The organism is Pseudomonas palleroniana, from assembly GCF_022836895.1.
GTDB lineage: Bacteria > Pseudomonadota > Gammaproteobacteria > Pseudomonadales > Pseudomonadaceae > Aquipseudomonas > Aquipseudomonas palleroniana.
The window spans coordinates 2,213,768-2,227,357 of sequence record NZ_CP092411.1 but is presented as its reverse complement, the minus strand read 5'-3'; the positions used below and the strand labels follow the sequence as shown (position 1 = coordinate 2,227,357).

Here is a 13,590-nt window from a genome sequence, read left to right as displayed (position 1 = left end):
TCAACCAACACCCCACAACAGTGTGGGAGGGGCCCCCTCCCACATTTGATTGGGTTTACAACTTTATGGACGAGCGCCCCGGCTTCTTGGTCTGCAGCAGATGCGAGAACACCGCATGCAGGTCATCCGATGCACTCTCTTCATCGAGGTTGAGCTTGCTGTCGATGTGATCCATGTGGTGCATCATCAGGTTCACCGCCAGCGTCGCGTCGCGCGCTTCGATCGCATCGATCAGCTGGGTGTGCTCATCATAGGAACAGTGCGAGCGGTTGCCGCTTTCGTACTGGGCGATGATCAATGAGGTCTGGGACACCAGGCTGCGCTGGAAGCTGATCAGCGGCGCATTCTTCGCCGCTTCGGCCAGCTTCAGATGGAATTCACCGGAGAGGCGGATGCCCGCGCCACGGTCGCCACGCGAGAAACTGTCGCGCTCGTCATTGACCATCTGACGCAACTCGGCCAACTGATCGGCAGTGGCGTGCTGCACCGCCAACTCGGTGATCGCGCGTTCCACCAGACGCCGGGCCAGGAATACCTGGCGCGCCTCTTCCACACTCGGGCTGGCCACCACCGCACCGCGATTGGGCCGCAACAGCACCACGCCTTCATGGGCCAGGCGCGAAAGTGCACGACGAATGATGGTGCGGCTCACGCCGAAGATCTCGCCCAGTGCTTCTTCACTCAATTTGGTTCCGGGCGCCAGGCGCTGTTCGAGGATCGCCTCGAAGATATGCGCGTAGACGATATCGTCCTGGGTTCCGCTGCGACCGGCCTTGCCGGCACGCGGTTGTTTCTTGAGAGGTTGCAACTGTTCGTTCATGGGCACTCGGGTTTGGAGAACGGCGGCGAATTAACGGTGATACGGCAGCTTCAGGGTAATACGGCAACAACGGGTCGCTGGCAAGTATCACCTAAAAACAACGCACATTGTACACAACCCAGTACGCCAACACACTGTACGGCTGTTTGCGGTGTCGGCTGTATTGCAATGCCTTGTCACGTTTGAGTTTAGGCTTGAATCCGCTATTTCTCCGGTAAAAGGAACACCCCCCACATGTCCAACGCCACCCACGCGCCTTTGCGCCCGCTGGCCGACACTTCCGCGTCCGCCGTCGTCGCCGGCTTTATCGCCATGATGACCGGCTACACCAGCTCCCTGGTGCTGATGTTCCAGGCCGGACAAGCCGCCGGTCTGACCAGCGCACAAATTTCTTCGTGGATCTGGGCGATCTCCATCGGCATGGCGGTGTGCAGCATTGGCCTGTCGCTGCGCTACCGCACACCGATCACCATCGCCTGGTCCACACCCGGCGCGGCGCTGTTGATTACAAGCCTGGGTGGCGTGAGTTACGGCGAGGCCATCGGCGCCTTCATCACGTGCGCCGTGCTGGTGACGATCTGCGGGATGACCGGCAGCTTTGAAAAGCTGGTCAAACGCATTCCCGCATCGTTGGCGGCGGCATTGCTGGCCGGGATTCTGTTCAAGATCGGCAGCGAGATTTTTGTCGCCGCACAGCATCGCACCGGCCTGGTACTGGGGATGTTTTTCACTTATCTGATCATCAAGCGCCTGTCACCGCGCTATGCGGTGCTGGCCGCGCTGATCATCGGCACGCTGCTGTCGGGGTTGATGGGCCTGCTGGACTTCAGCGGTTTTCATCTGGAGGTGGCGGCACCGGTATGGACCACGCCGCACTTCTCGCTGGCGGCGACCATCAGCATCGGTATCCCGCTGTTCGTGGTGGCGATGACTTCGCAAAATATGCCCGGCGTTGCCGTGTTGCGAGCCGACGGCTACAACGTGCCCGCCTCGCCGCTGATCACTGCCACCGGCCTGGCCTCGCTGGTGCTGGCGCCCTTCGGCTCCCACGGCATCAACCTGGCGGCGATCAGCGCGGCGATCTGCACGGGCCCCCACGCCCATGAAGACCGCAACAAGCGCTATACCGCTGCGGTCTGGTGCGGTGTGTTCTATGGCATAGCGGGCGTATTCGGCGCCACGTTGGCGGCGCTGTTTGCGGCCTTGCCCAAGGAGTTGGTGCTGTCGATTGCCGCCTTGGCGTTGTTTGGCTCGATTATCAATGGCCTGAGTATCGCCATGAATGAACCGAAGGAACGCGAAGCGGCGCTGATCACCTTTATGGTCACCGCGTCAGGCTTTACCTTGTTTTCCATCGGTTCGGCGTTCTGGGGGATTGTGGCAGGGGTATTGACGCTGCTGATTCTGAACTGGCGCACACGCACTTGAGGGCATGGACGGCTTCAAGCACGCCGGCCATGTCTTGCGCGGGACGGTGTCAGTGGCGCAGAAGCTTGCGCAACGGCACACCGTCCTTCAACACCGGTGACTTGATCACGATGTAGCTGAAGTACTTGGAGATGCCGATGTTCTTGTCCAGCAAGCCCTCCACCACTTCCTGATAGTGCTGGATGCTGCGGGTCATGAAGCGCACCAGATAGTCGTAGCCGCCACTGATCAAGTGGCATTCGAGCACTTCGTCCACCAGGCGGATGTTGGATTCGAATTTGGCGAAATCTTCACGCTTGTGGTCGCTGAGGGTGATTTCGGTGAATACCGTGACCGAATCGGTGATCTTGGCCAGGTTCAAATGCGCCTTGTAGCTGGAGATATACCCGGCTGACTCCAACCGCTTGACCCTTTGCAGGCACGGGCTTGCAGACAACCCCACGGCATCGGCCAGGCTGACGTTGGTCATCCGGCCGTCTTTTTGCAATTCCACCAGAATACTGATGTCGATCCGGTCCAGCTTGACGAGCCCTTCCATTGCGTACCTCTTGACTGCCGTTTGTAAGACAATCTTCTAGCAAGATCAGCGCCGTAACGACAACTGATGCTGAGCCACCAAGTCAGCCATGCTGTTGATGCAATAGTCGGCCGCGCACGGCACGGGCTGTCGAGCCCGCTGACGGCCGATCAGGCAGCGATCCAGTGCCAGGTCGGCGTCCACTGAAGGTCGGGTCACATGCAATACAGGCTGGACCTGCGGGCCTTGCTGGTCAAGCCATTGCTGGGCATCGACCAGTGAGATGAAATCGTCGGTTTCTATACCCAGGCGCTCGCACAACAGCCCACGGTCTTCGAAATTGCGGTCGCCACGCACCAGCAGGCGATAGAACTTGCGCAAGTACAGCATTGCCCCGGGCGCATCTTCGAACAGCGACCAGTTGCCTGCCGAACGAGCAAAGCTCATCCCCTCCTCCCAATTGGCCGCCAGCCCCCAACGCTCAGCCAGCTGCCGATGGGCGAAACACAACATGCCGCTGACGCCAAGCTCGGCAAAACGTGGGTACAGGCCCGTGATCACCGTGTGGAACTCGGCCAGTACCTCTTCCCGAGGCGGCGGCTTGCCACCCCGGCTGTCGAGCAGCGGCTGCAACGCCGCCAGCACGCCCGAGTCGCGATCCACCAGGACGCCATCACAATCGATCAGCAACGCGCGGTAATCGGTCAGTCCCATGCGGTTCAAGCCTCCAATGATGCAGTGTGGTCGTCCGTGCGCCATAACGGTTCACGGACGGTGCCGCCATCAGGTCCCGAGGCGGGCCCTGGCTCAGTTCAAGACCCGTGCCAAGGCCGCATCGAGAATCTGCACGGCCTCGTCGACCTGTGCCTCGGTCGCCACCAGCGGCGCGAGGAAGCGCAGCACGTTGCGGTGCACGCCGCATTTGATCACCAACAAACCACCGGCGCGGGCTTCATCGATCACCCGTTGATTCAGCTCGGCATCCGGGGTGCGCGCCGAATCCTCTTTGATCAGCTCGATCGCCAGCATAAAACCGGTGCCGCGCACATCACCAATCCGCGGGTAGCGCGCCTGCAAGCCCAGCAGGCCCTGGCGCAGGCGCTCGCCCAGCACTTGGCTGCGCGCCAGTAATTGCTCCTGTTCGAACGCCGTGATCACCGCCAGCGCCGCCGCGCACGCCAAGGCGTTGCCGCCGTAGGTGCCGCCCAGGCCACCGGGCAACGGTGCATCCATGATGTGGGCCTTGCCCACCACGCCGGACAACGGCAAACCGCCGGCCAGGCTTTTGGCCACGGTCACCAGGTCAGGCTGGATCCCGGCGTGCTGGAAACCAAACCAGGTGCCGGTGCGGCCGAAACCGGTCTGGATCTCATCCAGGATCAGCACAATGCCGTGCTTGTCGGCCAACGCACGCAAGGCCTGGAGAAACTCGGCCGGCGCCGTGAGGAAGCCGCCATCGCCCTGCACCGGTTCGATGATGATCGCCGCCACGCGCTCCGGGGCAACCTGGGTGGCCAGCAATTCATCCAGCGCCTGGAGCGCCAGTGCACTGGTCACGCCGCGATAAGCATTGGGATAAGGGGTATGGAAAACCTCCGGCGCAAATGGCCCGAAGTTCTGTTTGTACGGCTGGCTCATGCCGGTGAGCGTGGTCCCCAGCAACGTACGGCCATGGAAACCGCCGCGGAAGGCGATGACCGCCGAACGATTGGTATGGGCGCGAGCGATCTTCACCGCATTCTCCACCGCCTCGGCGCCGGAGGTGAAAAACGCCGCCTTGTAATCGTCCTCCCCACCGACCAGTTCACACAGGCGCTGGGCCAGGTCGAGATAAGGCTGGTACGCCACCACCTGGAAGCAGGCGTGGGAGACTTTCTGCAACTGGGCATGCACAGCCGCCACCACTTGCGGATGGTTATGGCCGATGTTCAACACGCCGATACCGCCGACGAAGTCCAGATAGCGCTTGCCTTCCACGTCCCACAACTCGGCGCCCTGGGCGCGATCGATCACCAGCGGATGCGCGGTGATCAGACCGCGAGGTACGAATTGATCGCGCTGGCGGAGCAAATGTGGGGTTTCGTCGACTCTGCTGTTCATGGCATTTCCCATTGTGAGACCGGCAACCTGAGACGGTTGCGATGCCACTCAGAGTACGACCTGGCGGAAACGAACTGCACCGAACTTGCCCCGTGAGAAATTCGGATCAACTGTTTTGCCCCTGTGTTTCAACAGATCCTGCGCCGTGCCTGGAGGATGATGAGGGCTACTTTCAACCCTGCGGAGATGCCCATGGCTCTGCTTTACAAATCCGACCCGGTACGCGGCGAGCGCTGGCAGGCACTGTTTGCCGAGCATGCACCGGACATCGAATGGCGCGCCTGGCCCGACATCGGCGACCCCGCCGAGATCGACTACCTGGCCGCCTGGCTGGCACCCGACGATCTCGAGCAACTGCTGCCCAATCTGAAAGTGCTGTTTGCGGTATCGGCCGGGGTGGATCAACTCGACCTCGCGCGTTTGCCGGCGCAGCTGCCCGTGGTGCGCTTGCTCGACCCCGGCATCACCCGCGGCATGTGCGAATACGCCAGTTGGGCCGTGCTCAGCCTGCACCGCGACATGCTGCGCTACCGCCAGCAACAGCTGGCGCGCTGCTGGCAGGCGCACCTGTTGCAACCGGCGGCGAACCGCCGCGTCGGTGTGATGGGCCTGGGCGCCCAGGCCCAGCAGATCCTCGCGACGCTGGCGCCGTTGGGGTTTGCCTTGTCGGGCTGGGCACGCAGCCCTCATCAGTTGCCGGGTGTGGACTGTTTTGCCGGTGAAGCGCAATTGCCGGCGTTCCTCAACCAGTGCGATATCCTGCTGTGCGTGCTGCCGCTGACCGAGCAGACCCAAGGCATTCTCAATCGGCGCCTGTTCGCCCAACTGCCCAAGGGCGCAGCGCTGATCAACATGGGGCGTGGCGGGCACCTGGTGGAAGAGGATTTGCTGCAAGCCCTGGCCAGCGGGCAACTCAGCGGCGCAGTACTGGATGTAGTGCAAGAGGAACCGGCGCCGGCGGACCATCCGTTCTGGGGCCACCCACAGATCCTGCTCACGCCCCATATTGCCGCGATGACCCAACCGGACAGCGCGTTTGCGGTGTTATTGGAGAATATTCGGCGGCATCAGCGTGGCGAGCCGATGCTGGGTGAGGTGGATCGCAGCAAAGGTTATTGATTGCCCCCCTATCCGTTACCACGGCAACGGATAGGGGCCCCGGGCGTCGTCAGCGCACCAGCCTCTGGGTAATCGCCGCGCCCACTTCCTGGGTCGATGCCTTGCCGCCCAGGTCTGGCGTGATCAACCCCTCGGCAATCACCGCTTCGATCGCCTGCAGGATGGCGTCATGGGCCGCCCGATAGCGCGCATCGCCATTGCCGAGGAAATCCAGCATCAGCGCCCCCGACCAGATCATCGCAATCGGGTTGGCGATGTTCTGCCCGTAGATGTCCGGCGCCGAGCCGTGCACCGGTTCGAACAGCGAAGGAAAGCGGCGCTCGGGATCGAGGTTGGCCGACGGTGCAATACCGATAGTGCCTGCACACGCCGGCCCCAGGTCCGACAAAATGTCGCCAAACAGGTTGGACGCCACGACCACGTCGAAACGATCCGGCTGCAGCACGAAGCGTGCGCACAGGATGTCGATGTGCTGTTTGTCCCACGTCACCTCTGGGTAGTCAGCCGCCATCAGCGCGGTACGTTCATCCCAGTAAGGCATGCTGATGGAGATGCCATTGGACTTGGTCGCCGCCGTGAGCTTCTTGCGCGGCCGGCTCTGGGCCAGATCGAAAGCGAACTTGAGGATGCGATCGACGCCGCGCCGGGTGAATACCGACTCCTGCAACACGAACTCATGTTCGGTGCCTTCGAACATCTTGCCACCCACCGATGAGTATTCACCCTCGGTGTTTTCACGGATGACCACGAAATCGATATCACCCGGCTCACGCCCGGCCAGTGGGCATGGCACGCCAGGAAACAGCCGGACCGGGCGGATATTCACGTACTGGTCGAAGTCGCGGCGGAACTTGAGCAGCGAGCCCCACAGCGAAATGTGATCCGCGACCTTGGCCGGCCAGCCCACGGCGCCGAAGTAAATGGCGTCGAAATCCTTGAGCTGCTCGAACCAGTCGTCGGGCATCATCTGCCCGTGTTGCAGGTAGTAATCACAGTGGGCCCAGTCGAACACTTCGATGCTCAGGTTCAGGTCCCAAACCCTGGCGGCCTGCTCCACTACCCGCAGCCCTTCGGGCAACACTTCCTTGCCGATGCCGTCGCCGGCAATGGCGGCGATTCTGAATGCCTTGCTCATGGATCCTGCCTCACTCGTTCAACCCGCCAATGTGAAAAGCTTTGACTTCAAGGTACTCGTCCAGCCCGTACTTGCTGCCTTCGCGCCCCAGCCCCGATTGCTTGATGCCGCCGAACGGCGCGACTTCCATCGAGATAATCCCGGTATTGAGGCCCACCATGCCGAACTCGAGGGCCTCCCCAAAGCGCCACGAGCGCGCCAGGTTCTGGGTGAAATAGTAGGCGCCCAGGCCGTACGGAGTGGCGTTGGCCAGGGCCAGTGCCTGTGCCTCGTGGGTAAAGCGCATCAGCGGCGCCACCGGGCCGAACGTTTCTTCGTTGGCCAGCAGCATTCCGGCGTGAGCGTCGCCCAGCACCGTGGGCTGCACGAAGGGGCTATCGTCAGTCGGGATTGCGCCGCACAACAACGTCGCGCCCTGGCTCAACGCATCCTCGATATGCCGCGTCACTTTGGTGACCGCCGCCGGGTTGATCAACGGGCCAATGCTCACGCCCTCCTCCAGGCCGTGGCCGACCTTGAGTTTGTTCACCTCTTGCACCAGGCGCGCGGCGAAGCGCTCGTAAATACCGTCCTGCACCAGGATGCGATTGGCGCACACACAGGTTTGCCCGGCATTACGAAACTTGCTGAGCATGACCCCCGCGACCGCCTGCTCGAGGTCGGCATCGTCGAACACCACAAACGGCGCATTGCCGCCCAGTTCCAGGCTCAACCGCTTGATGTGCTCGGCGCTTTGGCGCATCAGCAGGCGGCCGACGGCGGTGGAACCCGTGAAGGAAATCTTGCGCACGCTCGGGTTGCCGGTCAGTTCCGTGCCAATACCGGCAGGCAGCCCGGTGATCACGTTGAACACGCCGGCCGGGATGCCGACGCGCTCGGCCAGTACCGCCAGGGCCAGGGCCGACAACGGGGTGAGGTCCGATGGCTTGACGATGATCGGGCAGCCGGCGGCCAAGGCCGGCGCGCACTTACGGGTGATCATCGCATTGGGGAAATTCCACGGCGTGATAGCGGCACACACGCCCACCGGCTGCTTGAGCGTCAGCAAACGCCGGTCGCCGCTGGGTGCCGGCATGGTTTCGCCATAGATCCTGCGCGCCTCTTCGGCGAACCACTTGACGAAGCCTGCGCCGTAGCGGATCTCGCCCTTGGCTTCATTGAGCGGCTTGCCCTGCTCGCGAGTCATGATCAGCGCCAGGTCATCGAGGTTATCGAGCATGGCCTGGTACCAGCGCTCCAGCAGCGCGGCGCGTTCGGCGGCCGGGCGTGCACGCCAGGCGGGCCAGGCACGCTCGGCGGCTTCGATGGCGCGGCGGGTGTCGACCGCATCCATGGCCGGTACCCTGGCGAGCACCTGGCCGGTGGCAGGGTCGAGGACGTCCAGAGTGGCGCCGCTGTCGGCGGCGATCCATTGGCCATCGACATAGGCGAGTTCAGTAAGGAGGCTGGGGTCTTGCAGGCGAGTAGTGAGCATGGTCGGGTCCTGGTTCGAGACACGCTCCAGTCTAGGGAGGTGCCACGAACAAGGATGCCGAAAGCGTCGCGTGGGCAGCGTGGCCTGCTGAAATTGCGCCCAGGACGGCAGGCTCTGCTAGGCCTTCAATGAACCGAGCAGGCCGTGCAGGAACACCTCTCCAGCCTCCATCTGGCTGATCTCGATAAACTCATCGGGCTTGTGCGCCTGTTCGATCGAGCCCGGCCCGCACACCACCACCGGAACATCCAGGCGCTGCTTGAACAGGCCGCCTTCGGTGCCGAAAGACACCTTGGCAGTGCCCGTGTCCGGCGCGGCAAACTGTTTGAGAAAGCGCACCGCTTCGACGCTGGGATGGGTATCCAGGCCCGGGTAGACGTTGAGGGTCTCGATCTCGATAGCCGCGACGCTCGACAGTTTCTTCGCCTCCTGCACGATCACTTCGGCCCGCTCGCGCAGTTGCTCCAGGAAGTGCTCGAGGTCGTCGGCCGGCAAGTTGCGCACCTCGAAATCCAGGGTGCACAGGTTCGGCACGATATTCAGCGCCTTGCCCCCGACAATCTGCCCGACATGCACGGTGCTGTAGGGCACGTCGTAATCGGTGTCCTGGGCGCCATGGTGCTGCAACTGCTGCTGGCTCTCACGCAGCGCGGCGATAAAGTCGCAAGCCACATGGATGGCGTTCACCGAACGCGGCGCCAGCGACGAGTGCGCCTCCAGGCCACGGCAATAGGTGCGGTAGGAACCCTTGCCCTTGTGGCCCAGCACAAATTGCATGTTGGTCGGCTCGCCCACCACGCACAGAAACGGCCGTACCGGCGCCAGATGCAGCACATCCAGCAAACGTCGCACGCCGACGCAGCCAATCTCTTCATCATGGGACAGGGCCAGTTGCAACGGGCGACTCAACGGGTGATCGGCCGCCTCGAGCATCGCGTCAATGGCCAGGGCGATAAAGCCCTTCATGTCGCAACTGCCACGCCCATAGATCCGCCCGTCCTGGACGGTGGCGGCGAACGCCGGAAAGGTCCAGGCCTGCCCTGCCGCCGGTACCACGTCGGTGTGCCCGGAGAGCAACACGCCAGGCTGGCCCTCGGGGCCGGTGCTGGCGAACAGATTGGCCTTGCGCCCGCTGGGGTCCTTGACGATCAGCGACTCGATGCCGCGAGTCAGCAGCAGGTCGCGCACATACTCGATCAAAGCCATGTTCGACTCCGATGAAACGGTGTCGAACGCCAGCAGTTTTTTCAGGATATCCAGTACGCGAGGTTTCATCAGACCTGGCTCCGTTGCTGGGCAAAAAGGGCAAGGTGCCGACTCATGCGCAGGCTCCCGAGGTTTCAATCACCCGGCCTTGCTGGGTCTTGAGCAACTGGGCAGCGTCATGGTGGCAGAGAATTTCACTGCCATTGTCCAAGACGCGCCGGCTGGGCGGCACGCTGTTGCACAGGCCGTCGACGCGCATCGGGCAGCGATTGAGGAAGCTGCATAGTTGCGGCCCGCCGGCGTTTGCACCCACCGGCGGCAACGTGCCGCTGGTCGCGCCGCACGTTTCCAGCCAGCCCTGGCGCAATTCCGGCACCGAGTGAATCAACAGGTCGGTGTAGGGATGGAACGGTGGCTCGGCAAACGTCTGGCGGCTGCCGGCCTGGACTTTCTGACCGCTGTACATCACCACAATGTCATCGCACAGCGCGCGCACGGTGGAGATGTCGTGGCTGATAAACAGGTAGGACACACCCAGTTCCTGGCGCAGGTCGCGCAACAGTTCCAGGATCGCCGCCCCCACCACGGTATCCAGGGCCGAGGTGACTTCATCGCACAGGATCAGGTCCGGCTCGGCGGCCAGCGCCCGGGCCAGGTTGACCCGCTGCTTCTGCCCACCGGACAACTCGCTGGGGCGCCGGCCGGCCAAAGTGCGTGGCAGGCGCACCAGATCAAGCAATTGCTCGGTGCGCTCGCGCAACGCCTTGCCCTTGAGGCCGAAGTACATTTTCAACGGCCGGCCGATGATGGCCTCCACGCTGTGCATCGGGTTGAGCGCGGTGTCGGCGTTCTGGAACACCATCTGGATGCGTCGGAACTGTTCCGGCGTGCGCTCGGAAAGGCAGCCTCCGAGCGGCTGGCCGTCGAACGTGAGGCCACCCAGGGCGGGCGGCAACAACCCCGCGACCACCCGCGCCAGGGTCGACTTACCCGAGCCGGATTCGCCGATCACGCCAATCGCCTGGCCCCTGCGCACGGTGAGGTCGATGCCTTCGAGCACACGGATCAGCGGCAGGCCCTGCGCATTTTTGTTGCCGTAGCCGGCCGTCAGGCCGCTGATGGTCAGCAGTGGCGTGTCTTCGGCGATGCCGGACGGCGGACGGATCGTCGCGTCCGGCTGCGCGGCCGCCAGCAGGCTGCGCGTGTAGTCATGCGCCGGGGCTTCGAGCAGCGGCGCGGTGGCGCTCTGTTCGAGAATCTGGCCATTGTTGAGCACCACGATACGGTCAGCCATTTGCGCCACGACCGCCAGGTCATGGGACACATACACCGCCGTCGCGCCGCGTTCGCGTACCACGCGCTTGAACGCCCGCAGCACGTCGATCTGCGTGGTCACATCCAGCGCCGTAGTCGGCTCGTCGAGCACCACCAGCAAGGGGTCGCTGATCAGCGCCATCGCCGCCATCACCCGTTGCAACTGCCCGCCGGAGACCTGGTGCGGGTAGCGTTGGCCGATGCGCTCCGGGTTGGGCAAGGCCAGGTCACGGAACAGACCGATCGCCTTGGCCTCCAACTCGACGCGGCTACCCAGCCCGTGGATCAGGGCGCCTTCTACCACCTGGTCGATGAGCTTTTTCGCCGGGTTGAACGCGGCGGCCGCACTCTGCGCGATATACGACACGCGGTTGCCGCGCAGCTTCTGCAACTGGCTTTCGCTGGCGGCCAGCATGTCGTGCTCACCGACACGCACCAACCCACCGGACAACCGGCACCCACGTCGCGCGTAGCCGAGCAGCGACAGGGCAATGGTGGTCTTGCCGGAGCCGGACTCGCCGATCAACGCCAGCACCTGGCCCTGCTCCAGCGAGAAGCTCACGCCTTTGACGATTTCCACTTCGCCGTGCTCGCCACAGGCGACGACACGCAAGTCTTCGACACTAATCAATTCAGTCATTTCAATGGCCTCCCGCACGTCGACTGCGTCGGGAAGACAGATAGTCGATCAACAGATTCACGCCGATGGTCAAGGTGCCAATGGCCAGCGCCGGAATGACGATAGCCAACGCACCCTGGCTGAGGCCGCCGATGTTTTCGCGCACCAGCGAGCCGAGGTCGGCGTCCGGTGGCTGCACGCCCAGGCCCAGGAAGCTCATGCCGGCAAGCAGTAGCACGATGTAGCCGAAACGCAGCCCCAGGTCGGTCAATACCGGGTTGAGCATGTTCGGCAGAATCTCCCGGCACGCCACATACAGCCGGCCCTCGCCGCGGGTGCGCGCAACCTGCACGTATTCCAGGGTCTCGATATTCACCGCCATGCTGCGCGCGACGCGGAACGAGCCGGGGATGTAACTGATCACCGCCGTGCAGATCAGCAGCGTCACCGACGAGCCGAATGCCGAGACCATGATCAGCGCGAACATTTTGCTCGGGATGGAAATGAAGGCATCCATGATGCGACTGAGGATTTCGTCCAGCCACTTGGGCGACACCACCGACACCAGCGCACACAAGGTGCCCAGGGTACTGGCCAGCACCGCCGCCACCAGCGCCAGGCCGACGGTGAAGCGGGCGCCGACCATCACGCGGCTGAGCATGTCGCGGCCCAGGTAGTCGGTGCCGAACGGATGAGCCAGGCTGAAGCCGTCGAAGACGTTATCAGACACCACTTCGCCCACCGGGTGCGGCGCCAGCCAGGGGCCGACCAGCGCCAGCAGTAACCAGGCCAGGCACACCACGCCACCCAGCAGCCCCAGCCAGGACGGGCCGCTGGACGCTTTGGCCAACGCCAGGGCGGAGGAAGCAGGCTTGCCTTTCGCAATGAGCATATTCATTGGTTTCTCAGCCTCGGATTGGACAGGATGGCGCACAGGTCGGCGATCAACACCAGGCCCAGATAGGCCGCGCAGAACAGCATGCTGCACGCCTGCACCAACGCCATGTCGCGGTTGGTCACGGCATCGACCATCAAGCTGGCGATGCCGGGATAGTTGAAGATGGTTTCGACGATCACCACACCGCCCAGCAGATACGAGAGGCTCAGGGCGATGGCATTGGCAATCGGGCCGATCGCATTGGGCAGCGCATGGCGCAGCACAATGCGAATCGGGCCGACGCCTTTGAGACGCGCCATTTCCACATAAGGGCTGTCGAGCTGATCGATCACTGCCGCGCGGGTCATGCGCGCCATTTGCGCGACGATCACGCAGCACAGCGTCATCACCGGCAAGGCATAGGTGCGCATGAACTGCCAGGGGGAGCTGATATCACTCGCATAAGACAGCGACGACAGCCACCCCAGGTTCACCGCAAAAATCAGCACCGCCAGGGTCGCCACCAGAAACTCCGGCACCGCGACCATGGCCAGGGTGATAAAGCTCAGGATGTTGTCGATACGCCCGCCCCGCGCCATGGCCGAACCGATACCCAGCACCATGGCCACCGGCACCGACACCAAAGCCGTGGCACCCGCCAGCATCAAGGTGTTGGGCGCCCGGCCGCCCATCAGTTCGCTGACGGGCATGGCACTGGAGGTCGACATGCCCAGGTCACCGCTGAGCAGGCTGATCAACCAGTGCAGGTAGCGCAGCACACCGGGCTGGTCGAGCCCCAGTTTCAGGCGCAATGCCGCCACCTGTTCCGGGGTGGCGAACTGGCCCAGGGACTGTTGCGCTGCATCCCCCGGCAGTACCGCCGTGATCGCGAACACGACCATGGACACGATCAACAACGTCACGGCCCCGGCGCCGATGCGCCGCCCGATCAACCACAGTGTAGTGCTATTCATCGTCCTG

General features: G+C 63.2%; 12 protein-coding genes. 2 read left to right on the top strand and 10 right to left on the bottom strand.

Features of this window, described 5'->3' with window-relative positions:
* Positions 1–55: 55 nt before the first annotated feature.
* On the bottom strand, positions 56–820 hold the full coding sequence (locus MJP36_RS10230) for a GntR family transcriptional regulator (RefSeq protein ID WP_060756181.1): 765 nt from the start codon (positions 818–820) through the stop codon (positions 56–58).
* A 234-nt stretch (positions 821–1,054) separates the two neighbouring features.
* Between MJP36_RS10230 and MJP36_RS10225 the strand changes: the two genes are divergently transcribed.
* Positions 1,055–2,248 carry a benzoate/H(+) symporter BenE family transporter gene (locus MJP36_RS10225; protein ID WP_161549061.1) on the top strand — a complete coding sequence of 398 codons (1,194 nt, stop codon included), beginning with the start codon at positions 1,055–1,057 and terminating at the stop codon, positions 2,246–2,248.
* Positions 2,249–2,297: 49 nt separating this feature from the next.
* Here MJP36_RS10225 and MJP36_RS10220 read toward each other — a convergent pair whose 3' ends face one another.
* The 3 genes from MJP36_RS10220 to gabT form a co-directional block, all read right to left on the bottom strand.
* Positions 2,298–2,786: an Lrp/AsnC family transcriptional regulator gene (locus tag MJP36_RS10220; RefSeq protein ID WP_003230384.1), complete on the bottom strand. Its 489-nt coding sequence runs from the start codon at positions 2,784–2,786 to the stop codon at positions 2,298–2,300.
* Positions 2,787–2,831: 45 nt separating this feature from the next.
* Positions 2,832–3,479: an HAD family hydrolase gene (locus tag MJP36_RS10215; protein WP_244385299.1), complete on the bottom strand. Its 648-nt coding sequence runs from the start codon at positions 3,477–3,479 to the stop codon at positions 2,832–2,834.
* Positions 3,480–3,572: 93 nt separating this feature from the next.
* Entirely contained in the window at positions 3,573–4,865 is a 1,293-nt protein-coding gene (gabT, locus tag MJP36_RS10210) for a 4-aminobutyrate--2-oxoglutarate transaminase (protein WP_244385298.1), read from the bottom strand.
* Between the two features lie 192 nt (positions 4,866–5,057).
* Here gabT and MJP36_RS10205 point away from each other — a divergent pair, with 192 nt between their 5' ends.
* Complete coding sequence (locus tag MJP36_RS10205; protein WP_161549058.1) at positions 5,058–5,984, top strand: 2-hydroxyacid dehydrogenase; 927 nt, start codon at positions 5,058–5,060, stop codon at positions 5,982–5,984.
* Positions 5,985–6,033: 49 nt separating this feature from the next.
* Here MJP36_RS10205 and MJP36_RS10200 read toward each other — a convergent pair whose 3' ends face one another.
* The 6 genes from MJP36_RS10200 to MJP36_RS10175 form a co-directional block, all read right to left on the bottom strand.
* A complete protein-coding gene (locus tag MJP36_RS10200; RefSeq protein WP_161549057.1) occupies positions 6,034–7,119 on the bottom strand; it encodes a tartrate dehydrogenase in 1,086 nt (361 codons plus the stop codon).
* Between the two features lie 10 nt (positions 7,120–7,129).
* The gene (locus MJP36_RS10195) at positions 7,130–8,593 is read right to left on the bottom strand and encodes an NAD-dependent succinate-semialdehyde dehydrogenase (RefSeq protein WP_161549056.1); all 1,464 of its coding nucleotides are present in this window, start codon (positions 8,591–8,593) and stop codon (positions 7,130–7,132) included.
* A 117-nt stretch (positions 8,594–8,710) separates the two neighbouring features.
* Complete coding sequence (gene argE, locus MJP36_RS10190; protein ID WP_244385297.1) at positions 8,711–9,868, bottom strand: acetylornithine deacetylase; 1,158 nt, start codon at positions 9,866–9,868, stop codon at positions 8,711–8,713.
* A 43-nt stretch (positions 9,869–9,911) separates the two neighbouring features.
* Positions 9,912–11,753, bottom strand: coding sequence for an ABC transporter ATP-binding protein (locus tag MJP36_RS10185; protein ID WP_244385296.1), 1,842 nt, complete (start codon positions 11,751–11,753; stop codon positions 9,912–9,914).
* A gap of 1 nt (position 11,754) precedes the next feature.
* Positions 11,755–12,630, bottom strand: coding sequence for an ABC transporter permease (locus MJP36_RS10180; RefSeq protein ID WP_060756190.1), 876 nt, complete (start codon positions 12,628–12,630; stop codon positions 11,755–11,757).
* Positions 12,627–13,583, bottom strand: coding sequence for an ABC transporter permease (locus MJP36_RS10175; RefSeq protein WP_244385295.1), 957 nt, complete (start codon positions 13,581–13,583; stop codon positions 12,627–12,629). The genes MJP36_RS10180 and MJP36_RS10175 overlap by 4 nt, the downstream gene beginning before the upstream one ends.
* Between the last annotated feature and the right edge of the window lie 7 nt (positions 13,584–13,590).